The 14510-nt window shown below is 67.9% G+C and carries 13 protein-coding genes and 2 tRNA genes; 10 read left to right on the forward strand and 5 right to left on the reverse strand.

From position 1 onward, the window contains the following. Positions 1-178 precede the first annotated feature (178 nt). Positions 179-252, reverse strand: a tRNA-Gly gene (locus tag ACZ7KI_RS15460). An 85-nt stretch (positions 253-337) separates the two neighbouring features. Between ACZ7KI_RS15460 and ACZ7KI_RS15465 the strand changes: the two genes are divergently transcribed. From ACZ7KI_RS15465 to ACZ7KI_RS15505, 9 genes are all read left to right on the forward strand, one after another. Continuing rightward, positions 338-411 (forward strand) — tRNA-Pro (locus ACZ7KI_RS15465). A 79-nt stretch (positions 412-490) separates the two neighbouring features. Further along, positions 491-931, forward strand: a complete 441-nt coding sequence (locus ACZ7KI_RS15470; protein WP_470273775.1) for a GNAT family N-acetyltransferase — start codon at positions 491-493, stop codon at positions 929-931. A gap of 60 nt (positions 932-991) precedes the next feature. Beyond that, on the forward strand, positions 992-2158 hold the full coding sequence (locus ACZ7KI_RS15475; RefSeq protein ID WP_470273776.1) for an ROK family transcriptional regulator: 1167 nt from the start codon (positions 992-994) through the stop codon (positions 2156-2158). A gap of 99 nt (positions 2159-2257) precedes the next feature. Further along, complete coding sequence (locus ACZ7KI_RS15480; RefSeq protein WP_470273777.1) at positions 2258-3277, forward strand: ABC transporter substrate-binding protein; 1020 nt, start codon at positions 2258-2260, stop codon at positions 3275-3277. Next, complete coding sequence (locus ACZ7KI_RS15485; protein WP_470273778.1) at positions 3274-4035, forward strand: ABC transporter ATP-binding protein; 762 nt, start codon at positions 3274-3276, stop codon at positions 4033-4035. The genes ACZ7KI_RS15480 and ACZ7KI_RS15485 overlap by 4 nt, the downstream gene beginning before the upstream one ends. Continuing rightward, a complete protein-coding gene (locus ACZ7KI_RS15490) occupies positions 4035-4874 on the forward strand; it encodes an ABC transporter permease (RefSeq protein ID WP_470273779.1) in 840 nt (279 codons plus the stop codon). Before ACZ7KI_RS15485 ends, ACZ7KI_RS15490 begins: the two co-directional genes overlap by 1 nt. Continuing rightward, positions 4871-6217 (forward strand): LLM class flavin-dependent oxidoreductase, encoded by a 1347-nt coding sequence (locus tag ACZ7KI_RS15495; protein ID WP_470273780.1) that lies wholly within the window; start codon positions 4871-4873, stop codon positions 6215-6217. The genes ACZ7KI_RS15490 and ACZ7KI_RS15495 overlap by 4 nt, the downstream gene beginning before the upstream one ends. Continuing rightward, entirely contained in the window at positions 6214-7122 is a 909-nt protein-coding gene (locus tag ACZ7KI_RS15500; protein ID WP_470273781.1) for a TauD/TfdA dioxygenase family protein, read from the forward strand. The genes ACZ7KI_RS15495 and ACZ7KI_RS15500 overlap by 4 nt, the downstream gene beginning before the upstream one ends. A gap of 28 nt (positions 7123-7150) precedes the next feature. Then, positions 7151-8377 carry an RNA polymerase sigma factor gene (locus ACZ7KI_RS15505; protein ID WP_470273782.1) on the forward strand — a complete coding sequence of 409 codons (1227 nt, stop codon included), beginning with the start codon at positions 7151-7153 and terminating at the stop codon, positions 8375-8377. On the opposite strand, the gene ACZ7KI_RS15510 is transcribed toward ACZ7KI_RS15505, so the two are convergent. From ACZ7KI_RS15510 to ACZ7KI_RS15525, 4 genes are all read right to left on the reverse strand, one after another. Further along, complete coding sequence (locus ACZ7KI_RS15510) at positions 8370-10145, reverse strand: M48 family metallopeptidase (RefSeq protein WP_470273783.1); 1776 nt, start codon at positions 10143-10145, stop codon at positions 8370-8372. The two genes, ACZ7KI_RS15505 and ACZ7KI_RS15510, sit on opposite strands and share 8 nt — an antisense overlap. A gap of 10 nt (positions 10146-10155) precedes the next feature. After that, a complete protein-coding gene (locus ACZ7KI_RS15515) occupies positions 10156-11751 on the reverse strand; it encodes a carbohydrate-binding protein (RefSeq protein WP_470273784.1) in 1596 nt (531 codons plus the stop codon). A 164-nt stretch (positions 11752-11915) separates the two neighbouring features. Beyond that, the gene (locus tag ACZ7KI_RS15520) at positions 11916-12362 is read right to left on the reverse strand and encodes a nuclear transport factor 2 family protein (RefSeq protein ID WP_470273785.1); all 447 of its coding nucleotides are present in this window, start codon (positions 12360-12362) and stop codon (positions 11916-11918) included. A gap of 3 nt (positions 12363-12365) precedes the next feature. Next, complete coding sequence (locus tag ACZ7KI_RS15525; RefSeq protein ID WP_470273786.1) at positions 12366-13241, reverse strand: TIGR03619 family F420-dependent LLM class oxidoreductase; 876 nt, start codon at positions 13239-13241, stop codon at positions 12366-12368. Positions 13242-13370: 129 nt separating this feature from the next. Here ACZ7KI_RS15525 and ACZ7KI_RS15530 point away from each other — a divergent pair, with 129 nt between their 5' ends. Continuing rightward, positions 13371-14156: a hypothetical protein gene (locus tag ACZ7KI_RS15530; RefSeq protein WP_470273787.1), complete on the forward strand. Its 786-nt coding sequence runs from the start codon at positions 13371-13373 to the stop codon at positions 14154-14156. Positions 14157-14510: the final 354 nt, after the last annotated feature.

Consider the following 14510-nt stretch of genomic DNA (forward strand, 5'->3'; position numbering starts at 1 on the left):
TCCCCCCCATGGTCTTTTGGCCCCCCCCCGAGGAACTCCAAGAGGCAAAAAAAGACAGAAACCAGCGGCCGGAAGCTCCCCTGGGGGGAACCCACCCCCCCCAAGGGGGCCCTCCACGGCCGACTGGGAAACGAAAGAACCCGCAGGCCAGGCGCCTGCGGGTTCGGATGTCGAGCTGTGGAGCGGGTGACGGGAATCGAACCCGCGTAGCTAGTTTGGAAGACTAGGGCTCTACCATTGAGCTACACCCGCATGCCCCCGGAGTACCGGGTGCGAAAACAGCTTAGCGTGACCCGCTAGGCTGTGCGCACACCCCCCGGGAGATCGGGGGAAGTCACGGGATGTGGCGCAGCTTGGTAGCGCATCCGCTTTGGGAGCGGAGGGTCGCAGGTTCAAATCCTGTCATCCCGACTCAAGGTCCTTGACCTGCGAGTTTCACCTTTGTTGTGCTCGGCGGAAGCGAGTGCGACCCTCCGCTTTAATGAGTTTCATGAAGATCCGCCACGCCCACAGCGAAGACGCCCCCGCCGTGACCAGGCTGCTCGCCGAGCTGGGTTACCCGGACAACGACGTGGAAGACGTGCGCCGCCGGATCGAGCGCTGGTCTCGTCATCCCGAAGGCGCCGCGTTCGTCGCCGAGGCGGAGGGCACGGTGGCCGGTGTCGTCGCGGTGGTCGCGATCCCGCTTTTCGAACGGGAAGGCTCTGCCGGCCGGATCGTGGCCTTGGTGGTGGACGAGACCCTCCGCGGCTCAGGCGTCGGCCGTGAGCTGGTCGCCGCGGCCGAAGCGGAGGCGTTGCGCTGGGGTTGCCACGCCATGGAGGTCACCAGTTCCCGTCACCGGACCGGTGCGCACGCCTTCTATCGAGCGCGAGGGTACGAGGATCGCTGCGAACACAGTGCCCGGTTCATGCGACAGCTGGACGCCTGACCAGCTCCCGGATGCTGAGAGCGCTGGGCCCGCCCGCCCCGGCTTGCGAACATCGGCACCGTGACCGGCAGGCGGAGCGCCAGTGCCAGTGCGGTGCTCCGCGTGGTGCTGGACGAAGGGGCGATAGCGCGCAGCACCATCGCGCGCCGCACCGGGCTGAGTGCCGCGGCCGTCACCGGTCATGTGGCGGAACTGATTCGCCGGGGGTTCCTCACCGAACTGCCTGAAGTCGCCGGCGCGGTCGGCAGGCCGTCCGTGCCGGTGGATCTCGACACCGAGCGGTTCGTGGTGTGCGGCGCGCATGTCGCCGTCGAGAATCTCACCGTCGGGTTGCTCGACCTGCGCGGGAAAGTGCTGACACAGCAGGAGGTCCCGCATCACGGTGCCGAGCCCGCCGAACAGGTCGCGCAGATCGCGGAGCTGCTCGACGACCTCCTCGTCGGACACGCGCCGGAGCGCACGCCGCTCGGGCTGGGGGTGGCGACCGGCGGGTGGGTCGACGAAGCGTCGGGGACGGTGGTGGAACATGGCCTGCTCGGCTGGCACGGGGTCCCGTTGCGCGATCTCCTCGGCGAGGCCACCGGCCTCGACGTCCGGGTCGACGGGCATTCGCGAGCGCTGATTCACGCCGAAAGGCTGCTGGGGCACCCGAGAGCTCGTAGCAGTGTCGTGCAGTTGTTCACCGGCAACGTGGTCGACGCCGCCTTCGCCACCGGCGACACCGTCCATTATGGACCCCGGTCGGCGGCGGGCGCGGTTGCGCATCTAAGGGTCGACGACAGCGACGAGCCTTGCCGCTGCGGACGGTCCGGCTGTCTCGAGGCCACGGTGTCCGAACGCACAGTCGCCCGCAAAGCCTTCGAAAGCGGGATCGTCACCACGCGGAATTTCGCCGACGTGCTCCATTTGGCGAAAACGGGGAACGAAAAGGCGATAGCCCTTTTCCGGGAGCGCGCCCGGATCATCGGCCAGGCCGTCGCTTTGCTGTTCGACGTCCTGAACCCGGAGATCCTCATCGTGCTCGACCAGAGTGTAAGGGATGTCGAGGACTGCCTTTCCACGATCCGGGACGAGGTCGCCCAGCGCTCCTGGATCTGCCAGGACGCGGAGAACTCCGTTGTGGCGTCCAGCTTCCCGGGCACCGAGCTGGCGACGGCCGGTGGCGCGGTCGTGCTGAACACTCTTTTCGATGATCCCCTTTTCGCGAGGCTGCCGCGCGCTTCGTGATCCACTCGGATTACTTCACAAAATTGCAAAATTGACGCTCACGTGCGGGCCTGCGAAGAATCTTCTTCACCGACGCGAACCCGAACGAAAGAGCCCACCGTGAAGAAACCAGTGCCCTTGATCGCCGCGCTCCTCGCCGGATTGGCGCTGTCGGGCTGCGGCGCCTCCGCGACCCCGGCCGGCGTGGCCGGGCAGCCAGAGAAACTCGAACTCCGTTACCAGGGCTCGGCGAACACCGTCACCCTGCCGGAACTCGCCGAGGATCTCGGCTACTTCGGCCCCATCAAGCTGAAATGGGTCGGCAACACGATCAGCGGGCCGCAGGACATCCAGTCCGCCGCGACCGACCAGACCGACTTCGGCGGCGCTTTCACCGGCGCGGTGGTGAAACTCGTCGAAGCGGGCGCACCGATCAAGGCCGTCGTCAACTACTACGGCTCCGACGAAAAGTCCTTCCTTGGCTTCTACGTCAAGGAAGACAGCCCGATCCGCACGCCGCGTGACCTGATCGGCAAGAAGGTCGGCGTCAACACCGTCGGCGCGAACCTCGAAGCCGCGCTCGACACCTGGCTCAAGCGAAGTGGCCTGTCCGACGCGGAAATCGACCAGGTGCAGTTGGTCGTCATCCCGCCGATCAACACCGAACAGGCTTTGCGCAACGGCCAGATCGACGTCGCCGCGCTCAACGGCGTCCTGCAGGACCGCGCCGTCGCCGCCGGCGGGCTGCGGCCCGTCGTCAAGGACGTGGAAGCGTTCGGCCCGTACAACGGCGGCCCTTACGTGCTGAGGACCGACTTCATCAAGAAGTATCCGGAAACCACCAAGACCTTCGTCACCGGTGTGGCCAAGGCGATCGAATGGGAACGCACCACACCCCGCGACGAGGTCATCGCCCGGTTCACCAAGATCATCCAGAACCGCGGCCGCAACGAGAACACCGAAACGCTCAAGTACTGGAAGAGCGTCGGGATCACCAAGGGCGGCCTGATCTCGGATCACGACTACACACTCTGGGCGGGCTGGCTCAAGCAGTCCGGGTTCATCAAGAACGACGAGATCGACCTGAAGAAGCTCTACACCAACGAGTTCAACCCGTTCCGCGAAGGCGGTGGCGCATGACCGCCAAGATCAGCCTCCGGTCGGTCTCCAAGACCTTCGGCGCGTTGACCGCGCTCGACGACGTCTCACTGGACATCGAGGACGGCACGTTCCTCTCGCTGGTCGGGCCGAGCGGTTCCGGCAAGTCCACGCTGCTCGATCTGCTCGGCGGGCTCGCGAAACCCAGCTCCGGCGAGGTGCTGATCGACGGGAAACCCGTCAACGGCCCCGGTTTGGACCGAGGGGTCGTGTTCCAGCAGTACGCGCTGTTCCCCTGGCGCACCGCGCGCGCCAACGTCGAATTCGGCCTCGAAGGCGGCACCCTGACCAAACGGCAGCGCGCGGAGCGGGCGCGGGAATTCCTCGACCTTGTCGGGCTTTCCGGTTTCGAAGACCATCTGCCGCACCAGCTTTCCGGCGGGATGAAGCAGCGCGTCGCGATCGCGAGGAGCCTCGCCTACGACCCGGACGTGCTGCTGATGGACGAGCCGTTCGCGGCACTGGACGCGCAGACCCGCGAGCTGCTGCAAGAGGAACTGCGGCGGATCTGGCGCCGCACCGGCAAGACCATCGTGTTCATCACCCACAGCATCGAAGAAGCCGTCTACTTGGGACAAAAGGTCGCGGTGCTGACCTCGCGGCCGGGCAGGCTCAAAGACGTCGTCGACATCGACCTCGGCGACCGTTCGAACGCGGATCTGCGTTCGGCGCCCGCGTTCGTGGCGCATCGGCACCGGCTGTGGGAACTCCTGCACGACGAGATCCGGAGGGCAGCCTGATGACCGCCACACTCGAAGCACCCACTGTCCACACCGCACCCCGGCAAGCCGGGAAGACCCGGAAGAAGAACACCTGGCTGGGCAAGGGATTCCGCAGCTCGGCCGCGATACTGCTCTTCCTCGCCGTCTGGGAACTCGCACCCCGCTTCGTCCTCGACGAAGGCACGCGAACCTTCCTCCCACCGCTCTCGGAAGATCTCGTCGCGCTCTGGGAACTGGTCCTCAACGGGCAGCTGGCCGACCATCTGCTGGCGAGTCTCGGCCGGTCCGCCGCCGGATTCGTGATCGCCGTCGGCGTCGCGGTGCCGCTCGGCCTGCTGATCGCCTGGTACCGGCCGCTCGCGGAGTTCCTGAACCCGCTGCTGGAACTGGCCCGCAACACCGCCGCGCTGGCCCTGCTGCCGGTGTTCACGCTCCTGCTCGGCATCGGCGAAGTGTCCAAGATCGCGCTGATCGTCTACGCCTGCGTCTGGCCGGTCCTGCTCAACACGATCGCCGGGGTCAACACCGTGGATCCCTTGCTGGTCAAGGCCGCGCGTTCGCTGGGCCTGTCCAGTCCGAGCCTCTTCCGGAAGGTGATCCTGCCCTCGGCGGTACCGACCATCTTCACCGGCATCCGGATGGCGGCGGCGTACTCGATCCTCATCCTGATCGCCGCCGAAATGGTCGGCGCCAAGGCCGGGCTCGGCTATCTGATCAACAACTCCCAGGTCAACTTCCAGATCCAGCAGATGTACGCCGCGATCATCACGGTCTCGGTGCTCGGCCTGGCCATCAACGCGGGTTTCGTCGCGCTGGAGCGGCGGTTCTCCACCTGGCGTGTCAAGGAGAAGGCATGACCACGGTCAAGAAACAGTTGCACCTCAACGCGTTCGTCATGCCCAACGGTCATCACGAGGCCGCGTGGCGGCATCCGAGCACGGATCCGCACCGCGCGTCGACCCTGAAGCACTATGTCGACATCGCGCGCACGGCGGAGCGCGGCAAGCTGGACTCGCTGTTCCTCGCCGACAGCGTCGCCTTGTGGGGCAACGTCCGCTACAACTCGCACACCCTGTTCGAGCCGCTGACGCTGCTTTCCGCGCTGGCCGGGGCCACCGAGCACATCGGCCTGATCGCGACCGCGTCGACGACCTACAACGAGCCGTACCACCTGGCCAGGAAGTTCGCGTCGCTCGACCATCTCAGCGGGGGCCGCGCGGGCTGGAACATCGTGACGTCGGCGGGTGAGGACGAGGCCCGCAACTTCAACCGCGACGCCCGGCCGTCGCACGCGTCGCGTTATGAACGCGCCACCGAATTCGTCGAGTTGGCCAGGAAACTCTGGGACAGCTGGGACGACGACGCGACCCGGATCGACCGGGAAAGCGGGGTGTACGCCGACACCGGCCTCATCCACCCGATCGACCACGACGGCCCGCATTTCCAGGTGCGCGGGCCGCTGAACATCCCGCGTCCGGTGCAGGGACATCCCTTGCTGGTCCAAGCCGGTTCGTCGGAGACGGGCAAGGAGTACGCGGCACGGTTCGCCGAAGCTGTCTTCACCGCGCAGCAGACTTTCGCCGAGGGCAAGGCGTTCTACGACGACGTCAAGGGCAGGCTCGCGAACTACGGGCGCTCTCCCGACGAGATCAAGATCCTGCCCGGGATCAGCCCGATCCTCGGCCGCACCGAGGCCGAGGCGAAGGAACGCGAGGCCGAACTCAACGCCCTCATCACGCCCGCGTACGGCGTGCGACAGCTGTCGACGATGCTCGACCACGACCTCACGCCGTACCCGCTCGACGGGCCGCTGCCGGACGTCGGCACCTTCACCGAAGGCGCGCAGAGCCGGTTCGAGCTGGTCACCGGCCTGGCCAGACGCGAGAACCTGACCATCCGCCAGCTCATCGAACGGCTCGCGGGTGGCCGCGGCCATCGCGTCTTCGCCGGCACCGCCACCCAGGTCGCCGACCAGCTGGAGCACTGGTTCACCGAAGGCGCCGCCGACGGCTTCAACGTCATGCCGCCCACCCTGCCCGGAGGACTCGAGGACTTCGTCGACCTCGTGGTCCCGGAACTCCAGCGGCGCGGCCTGTTCCGCACCGAGTACACCGCCACGACCCTGCGCGGCCACTACGGCCTCGACAGGCCCGTCAACCGCACCACCGTCACCACCACAATGAAGGAGCACGCCGCATGACCGCCCTCAACACCCAGGTCGAGGTCCGCAAGATCACCGGCCGTATCGGCGCCGAGGTGATCGGTGTCGATCCCGCCGCGGAGCTGGACGCGCCGACCGTCGCGTTCCTCACCGACGCCCTGCACGAGCACAAGGCACTCGTCTTCCGGGACGTGGACCTCGACGACGCGGGCCAGCAGCGCTTCGCCGCGTACTTCGGGGAGTTGACGAAGGCGCACCCGACCGTCCCCTCGGTCGATGGCGAGCCCGCGATCCTGCCGGTCGACAGCGAACGGGGCCGCGCGAACCAGTGGCACACCGACGTCACCTTCGTGCACAACCCGCCGAAGGCCAGCACGCTGCGCAGCCTGGTCGTGCCTCCGTACGGTGGCGAGACGCTGATCGCCAACTCGGCGGCCGCCTACCGCGATCTGCCCGGACCGCTCCGGGCGTTCGCGGACACGCTGCGCGCCGAGCACACCAACGACTACGACTACGCGAAGGCGCCGGAGTCCCTCGACGAGGCGGAGGAGGAACGCCGTCAGGTGTTCATCTCGCAGAAGTTCCGCTCGGTGCATCCGGTGGTGCGGGTCCACCCGGTGACCGGCGAGCGCGGGCTGTACATCGGCGGGTTCGCGCAGCGGATCATCGGGCTGTCGAAGGGCGAGTCGCGGGACATCCTGCGGCTGCTGCAGTCGTACGTGACGCGGCCGGAGAACGTCGTCCGGGTGACTTGGGCGCCGGACCAGCTGGTGCTGTTCGACAACCGCATCACCCAGCACTACGCCGTCGACAACTACGACGACCTGCCCCGCCGCCTGAACCGGGTGACCGTGGCGGGCGATGTCCCGGTGGGGATCGACGGCGTGCCGAGCGAATCCCTCGAAGGCGACGCTTCGCACTACTCCCCCGTCGGTACGCATTGAGAGGACCAAATGCGGTAAGACTGGCGTCGTGAATGTGGAACGCCAGGTGGAAGCGCTGCTCAGGGAGCTGGCGCCGCAGGTCATCGGTCTGCTGGCGCGGCGGCACGGGCAGTTCGACGCGTGCGAGGACGCCGTCCAGGAGGCCCTGCTTTCGGCCGCGCAACAATGGCCGGAGCAGGGCATCCCGGACAACCCGAAGTCCTGGCTCGCGACAGTGGCTTCGCGGCGGCTGGTGGACGAGTGGCGCAGCGAGAGCGCGCGGCGGCGTCGCGAGGAGAACTCCGCGCTGATGGACCTGTCCGGCCCGGCCGAAGCGTCCACTGTGTCCGAATCGGACGACACGCTCACCGTGCTCTTCCTGTGCTGCCACCCCTCCCTGTCCGCGCCGTCGCAACTCGCGCTCACGCTGCGCGCGGTCGGCGGCCTGACCACCGGCGAGATCGCGAGCGCGTTCCTCGTCCCGGAATCGACACTGGCCCAGCGCGTCAGCCGGGCGAAACAGACCATCAAGAAGGCGGGCGCGGAGTTCGTCCTGCCGCCGCCCGCCGAACTCGCCGAACGCCTCCGCGTCGTCCTCCACGTGCTGTATCTGATGTTCAACGAGGGCTACACGGCCAGTGGCGGCCCCGAGCTGCACCGCGCCGGCCTGACCGCCGAGGCCGTACGGCTGACCCGCCTGCTGCATCGGCTGATGCCCGACGAGGACGAGGTCACCGGCCTGCTCGCGCTCATGCTGCTGACCGACGCCCGCCGCGCCGCCCGCGCCGGCGACGACGGCTCGCTCATCTCCCTCGCCGATCAGGATCGCTCACGGTGGGACGCGGCCCTGATCGGCGAAGGGGTCTCGCTGGTGAGCGGGGTACTCGAAGCCGGGCCTGTCGGGCCCTATCAGGTGCAGGCCGCGATCGCCGCCGTCCACGACGAAGCGGCCACCGCGGCCGACACCGACTGGCCCCAGATCCTCGCGCTCTACGACGTCCTCGAAAAGGTCTCGCCGGGGCCGGTCGTCACGCTCAACCGCGCCGTCGCGGTCGCCGAGGTCCACGGTCCGGAAGCGGGCCTCGAACTGCTCGCCACCCTCGACGACGACACCCGGATGGACCAGACCCACCGGGTCGACTCGGTCCGCGGGCATCTGCTGGAACTGGCCGGGAACACCGGCGCCGCGCGCGAGGCCTACCTGCGGGCCGCCGGGAAGACCGGGAGCGAACCCGAAAAGCGGTACTTGACACGGCGCGCGGAACGGCTCACCTGAGTACCCGGAGGATCGTGTCGTGCGACTCGCCGTGGACGTAGCCGGTGTAAACGGCGTGGATCCGGTGTGCCGTACCGTCATAGAGGGTCACGGTCGCCTTGATCGGGATGTCGCGCTGCCTTTCCACCCGTGAGAACTCCTCGTACGGCAACCAGACCGAACCCGGCCTCGCGGCGACCGCGAACGGCTCCTCCGCCATCAGGCCGAGCAGTCCCTGTTTCCCATTGCCGGACGCCTTTCCCTTGACAGGCACGAAGATCAGGCCTCGTTCGGTGATCAGCAGATGGCCGGACAGGTCGTCGAATCTCACGTCCGACAGCCCGCCGATCACCGATGATCCGCCCGGCGAGAGCCGCTCTGTTCCGCCCGTCGCGGTCGCTGGGTCGATACCGAGCCTGGCCAGGGCCGCGCGGGCGCGCACGAGTTGCTCGGGTTCACCGATCACCAGGTCCTCGACGAGGTCGAAGAGGTCCACCGGGGATCCGTCGGCGTACACGAAATCCGGTTCGTCGTCCCACCGGTGCCGAAAGCGGATCGTGCCCGCTTCCCAGGCGGCCAGCTTGATGGCGGCCTCCAGACCATGATCCGGGATGTCCGCTCCACCCAAGGCGATCAGTGTTTCGAGGCTTCCCTCTCGCTGTCCTGAAGCCCGTGAGATCGCGCGGTAGGCGGCCTCGGCGTCCTCCTTCAGCCGCGGCAGCACCGACTCACGCGGGTAATCCTCCCAAGGGAGGCGGCGTCGGCCGCCGAAGTCGAAGGCAGCCTCTTCGAGCCGTGCCCCGGCATGGGCGGGATCGGCGAGCAGGCCCAGCGCCGGACGTTCGTCCACATCGGACCTGTCCGGTGCGTATTCCAACGCCCACAGGCGTTCCACGGTCGGCGGGTGGGTGTCCCAGCGCGAAGGGGACCGGATGGGCGCGTCGGCGGTGGACAGCCATTCGCGCCGCGCTTCGAGCATCCGCGCGAAGCCACCATAGATGTCGGCGGGGGCCAGTCCGACCTCCTCTCCCAACGCGACGTGGACATGCAGGTAGCGGTCCCATTCGTCGCCGATCAGCGGCAGCAGCCGTAACGCCGACTGCGCCGGTGCCCGCCCGGCGATCCGGCCCATGACCTGGTCGGCGCCGTACTCACGGCGGCGGCTCGCGACCCGCTGGGTCAGGATGAACAGCCGCGCGTAGCCGCGGAACAGCCAGGACAGCGGGTTGATCGTGCTGCGGGGGAAGCGTTCGAGCATCCGCGCCACGGCGACGTGGGCCCGGTAGCCCGGCACGGTGGTCTGCCCGTCCAGTTGCCCGTAGTGGCCGAACTCGTGTGCCAGTACCGCACGCACCTGCGCGCGGGTGAACGCCTGGAGTGCCGGATATCCGATCATCAGGAAGCGGCGGCCGGGCTTGAGACCGAACAGACCCGCCTGCTCGACGACCGACGCCCCCGGCGCGACCGTGAGCCACACCTGATCCGGCAGCCGGGTCCCGATCGTCTCCGCCAGTTCGGTGAGCATGGCCCACAGCTCCGGGGCGTCGTCACGGTAGAGCGGAACTCCAGTCGGCACGAAAGGTTCCGCCCGGAACGGGAGCAGGGCCACGACTCCGGCGCCGAGCAGCAGCCCCAGCCCGAGCGCGGCGACGAGGAACAACAGGCCGTTGTCGATCGCGCCCAGCAGGAGGCCGCCGCCGAAGGCCAGCAGGACGAAGACCAGCACGGCCAAGACGTAGAACCCCGAGACCAGGAGCACGACCTTGGCCGTGCGAAGCCACCCTCGCATGGCGGAGAACCTACCCGGTTACGACGTCCAGGTAGTCCAGATTGGCCGGACCGTCGGCCGACGTCGCGGTCAGCCGGATCGTGTTCGTGCCCGCCGCCAGGGTCAGCGCCTGGGTGACCGTGCTCCAGTTCGTCCACGCCCCTGTTCCGGGGAACAGGACGCCGGCGGCCACGACCGTGCCGTTCACCGAGAGGTCGACGGGACGGCTCGCGGTGGAACCGTTGGCATAGCCGAAGCTCACCCGCACCGGGCCACCCGCGGCGTCGACCTTCCACTCGACATGGCTGCCGACCGCGTTGGCACCGTTGACGAATCCGGTCCCGGAGTAGCCCGCGTGGTTCGCGTCGATCGTCCCGCCGTCGGACACCGTGCCCGCTTCGGCCTCGAACCGCGCCACCGGTCCGCCTGCTCGTTTGGAGACGCGGTAGACCACGGTCCCGTGCGCCGGGACGGAAGCGCTGATGCTCCCGGTGGTCGTCCGCGTCGCCTTCGACCAAAGGTCCTTCAGCTCGTACGAGGGCGCGCCGCCGATGCCGAGCGCCGACGCGGTGGTGCCGATCGTCGCGGTGGAAGTGTTCTCATTGGACAGTGCGACCGCGCGGTCGCCATTGGCCAGCACCTTGTTGTAGACGACCAGGCCGCCGTCGGAACTCACGACGGTCGCCTGCTTGCCCAGCGGGTCCTGGTCCAGGGCGATGACGTCGGTGTTCTTGAGGATGACGAGCGTCTCCGCACCTGCCTTGCGCAGATCCGCGCCGATGAGCAGCGGCGCGGCCATCATCGCCCACAGGCTGAAATGGGTGCGGTACTCGGTGGCGGTCATGCCGCCGTTGCCGACCTCGAGCATGTCCGGGTCGTTCCAGTGACCGGGACCGGCGTATCGCGCGAGCACCCGGTTGGCCTTGGCCTTGCCGATCATGCTGGTCCAGTTGTCGGAGATGTCGCCGGTGGTGCGCCACAGGTTCCCGACCGGCTCACCCCAGGTCCACACCTTGGGGTCGGTCCGCCCCCATTCGCAGACCGAGTAGACGATCGGGCGGCCGGTCTTCGCGAGCGCGTCACGCATCGCCGTGTACCGCTTCCGCGCGTCGACGCCCTGGTTGTTGCAGTTGTCGTATTTCAGGTAGTCGGCGCCCCACGAGGCGAACAGATTCGCGTCCTGCTGCTCGTGCCCGAGCCCGCCGGGGAAGCCCGCGGTGTTGCAGGTCTTGGTTCCGGCACTGGTGTAGATGCCGAACTTGAGTCCCTTCGAGTGCACATAGTCGGCGAGTGCCTTGATACCGCCCGGAAAGCGCTTCGGATCCGGTTGCAGGTCCCCTCGCGCGTTCCGGGTGGGCAGCGCCCAGCAGTCGTCGATGTTGACGTACTGGTAACCGGCGTCCTTCAAGCCCTGCGAGACGAAGATGTCCGCGATGCCCTTGATCATCGCCTCGTCGAACTCCGCGCGGCACTGCGTGGTGTTCCAGTTGTTGAACCCCATCGGCGGGGTTCTGGCGAGGCCGTTTTCCAGCGCCAGCGCGGGTTCGGGGGCCGACAGGACCGGGGTCAGTGCGAAGGCCGCGACGGCGAGGGCGGCGCACCGCCGCGCGAAGGTGGATGCCGACATGCTCTCTCCTTGGACGCGCTCGGGAAAGGCATCCGACGAGTACGCGGCGGAGGAGCACTCGTAGAACGAATCTTGAGTAAAGAGTGCTTACGAAGCGGGGTCAAGCCCAGGCGCGTCGGTTTCCCGGCCACCGTGCACCAGCGTCCTCCGGAAACGGACGGTGATCACTCCTCCACCTTGCGAGCGGTGGCCATCGCTCGTTCGGTTTCCCAGAACGCGCGCATCGACACGATCAGCCCGTCCTCGCGCACCCGGTAGACGAACACGCCGTCGGTGTCGACACGATAGCCGCCGGGGAGGTACGTGGTGATCGTCCCGACGTTCGCGACCTCGTCACCGGCCGCGTGGGAGTCGCGGATGGTGAACTGGAAGCGTTCGACGCCTCCGATCGTCTTGTCCCAGAAGGCACTGATCCCGTCGTGCCCGTGGTGCCCTTTGCCCTCTTCGTCGAACATCGACCGGCCGACTGGGTCCTCGACGACGGCGTCCCCGGCGAAGAGTTCCAGCCACGCGGTCTTGTCCCCGGCGGTCACGGCGGTCATCGAGCGGTACGCGGCCTGGCGCGCGGGCGGCTGCGTGACGGCCGGATCCCAGCAGACGTCGACACCCATGGCTCAGTCTCCGATCTTCGCGATGATCTCGTCGCCGAACTTCTTGATGGAATCGAGCTTCGGGCCGACTTCGGCGTCGAAGCCGAGACCGTCGAACACCCACGGCATGGTGATGATGTCGGTGACGCCGATGTCGCCCTGCTCGCGGTAGCCGTCGAGGCCGAACTTGTCGATGCAGACGGCCTGATACTCGAACGGGACGTCGGCGCGGCCCTGTTCGGCCAGCAGGGCGCGCAGCCGGGTGATGGTGTCGCGCAGATCGTCGAACTTCATCATCGCCGACGACCAGCCGTCCCCGACGCGGGCGGCCCGGCGCAGCGCGACCTCGGTGTGGCCGCCGACGTAGAACGGCACCCGCGACGGCGGCGTGGGGCTCATCCGGAGCTTGTCGAAGTCGAAGAACTCGCCGTGGAACTCGACCATCCCGCCGTCGAGGATCAGCCGCAGGACGTCGATCGCCTCGTCCACGCGCTTGCCGCGCTTCTCGTACGGCGCGCCGCACCAGCGGAACTCCTCCGGCGACCAGCCGACGCCGAGCCCGAGCCCGAACCGGCCACCGGTCAGCGCCGCGACCGAGTTGACCTGACGCGCCAGCAGGACCGGATTGCGGGAGCCGAGTTTGAGCACGGAGGTGTAGAAGGTAAGCCGTTCGGTGACCGCGCCCATCGAGGCGGCCGCGATCAGTGGATCGGCCCAGGGCGTCTCTTCGGTCCAGAACCGGCTGCCGTCGGGTGTGTACGGATAGTCGGCCGAGACGGTTTCGGAATAGAACAAGGAATCCGGGAGCGCGATCGAGGAGAATCCGGCCTCTTCGGCCGCGCGGGCTAGCTCGCCCAGCTGATCGAGCGGATTCATCGCGATCGACAGGGTGAACTTCATGGAGCCGAACTATAACGTGTTCTAGTTTATCTCGCCAGTGCCCGCGGTGACCGGGAGCACTGGCGGGAACCCCCGGCACACCGGCCGCGTTGTCCGGGCAAAGGGCCGAACGATTCCTGGAGTGAACCCATGGGCACCGCGATCTTCCTGATCGTGCTCCTCGCCGTCGTGGTCGGCGGCGGTATCTACTTCGCGAAATCCCAGGCGGCGGCCAAAAAGCGCCAGCTGGACGACGCGAAGGCGGACGCACGGCGCCTCGTCGAGCGACTCGGCGGTCAGGTCATGAACATCACCGGCACGGACACCGCCTCCCAGCAGGCGATGGCGGACGCGTCCGAACGCTTCACCGCGGCGGGCTCCCAGATGGAGCAGGCACAGACCGTCGAGCAGGCCCGCCTGGTGCGTGAGACCGCCATCGAGGGCCTCTACTACGTCCGCGCGGCCAGGATCGCGATGGGCATGGACCCCGGTCCGGAACTGCCCGGCAGCGAAGAGCGCGACCGCGCCGGCAAGGTCACCGAGCACCGCTCGGTCGACGTCGAGGGCGAGCACTACGAGGCCTCGCCGGATCCGAGCCAGCGGACGCCGCACTACTACCCCGGTGGCCGGGTGGCGGGCCGTCCGGTGCCGCAGGGCTGGTACAGCGAGCCGTGGTGGAAGCCCGCGCTCGTCGCCGGCGCCTGGGGTCTCGGCTCGATGCTGCTGTTCAGCGCGATGTTCTCCGGGATGGCCGGGGTCGCGAGCGCGTCGGCGTGGGAGTCGGGCTACGACGCGGGCCAGGAGGACGCCGGGGCGGCCGACGGCGGCGACGCCGGTGGTGACATGGGCGGCGACGCCGGTGGATTCGACGGTGGCGGCTTCGATGGCGGCGGTTTTGACGGTGGCGGCTTCGACGGGGGCGGGTTCGACTTCTAGCCCGCTCCAGTCCCTTCAAGCGCTATGAAAGGTCCTTTCCTGGCAAATTTTGCGAGGAAAGGACCTTTCATAGCGTTCGGGACCCAGGCCGCGGTGATTCGTCGGTGCAGGTGGTCGTGAGTGGTAAGTGTCGTTCTAGCCAAGGGTGTTTTAGGTACCTACGGCGGGTGGGTCCGGTAGTGGCCGGGGCGTGAAGGACTCCTTGAGGGACTCAGAGTCCCTCAAGGAGTCCTTCACGGCCCGGAAGGCCGTCACAAGCCTCAGCAGCACCAGCCACACCGGCTGCGGGGGGGGGGGGGAAGCTCCCCGCTGACCGGGGAGGGAGGGGGGGGAGGGAAAGAATCCCCCGCAAGA

The organism is Amycolatopsis sp. NPDC039088 (assembly GCF_055598845.1).

Excerpts from the sequence above, each read along its gene's own strand:
- ACZ7KI_RS15470 (WP_470273775.1), top strand. The coding sequence starts at position 491 with ATGAAGATCCGCCACGCCCACAGCGAAGACGCCCCCGCCGTGACCAGG.
- ACZ7KI_RS15485 (WP_470273778.1), top strand. The coding sequence starts at position 3,274 with ATGACCGCCAAGATCAGCCTCCGGTCGGTCTCCAAGACCTTCGGCGCG.
- ACZ7KI_RS15490 (WP_470273779.1), top strand. The coding sequence starts at position 4,035 with ATGACCGCCACACTCGAAGCACCCACTGTCCACACCGCACCCCGGCAA.
- ACZ7KI_RS15495 (WP_470273780.1), top strand. The coding sequence starts at position 4,871 with ATGACCACGGTCAAGAAACAGTTGCACCTCAACGCGTTCGTCATGCCC.
- ACZ7KI_RS15500 (WP_470273781.1), top strand. The coding sequence starts at position 6,214 with ATGACCGCCCTCAACACCCAGGTCGAGGTCCGCAAGATCACCGGCCGT.
- ACZ7KI_RS15510 (WP_470273783.1), bottom strand. The coding sequence starts at position 10,145 with ATGCGAGGGTGGCTTCGCACGGCCAAGGTCGTGCTCCTGGTCTCGGGG.
- ACZ7KI_RS15515 (WP_470273784.1), bottom strand. The coding sequence starts at position 11,751 with ATGTCGGCATCCACCTTCGCGCGGCGGTGCGCCGCCCTCGCCGTCGCG.
- ACZ7KI_RS15520 (WP_470273785.1), bottom strand. The coding sequence starts at position 12,362 with ATGGGTGTCGACGTCTGCTGGGATCCGGCCGTCACGCAGCCGCCCGCG.
- ACZ7KI_RS15525 (WP_470273786.1), bottom strand. The coding sequence starts at position 13,241 with ATGAAGTTCACCCTGTCGATCGCGATGAATCCGCTCGATCAGCTGGGC.
- ACZ7KI_RS15530 (WP_470273787.1), top strand. The coding sequence starts at position 13,371 with ATGGGCACCGCGATCTTCCTGATCGTGCTCCTCGCCGTCGTGGTCGGC.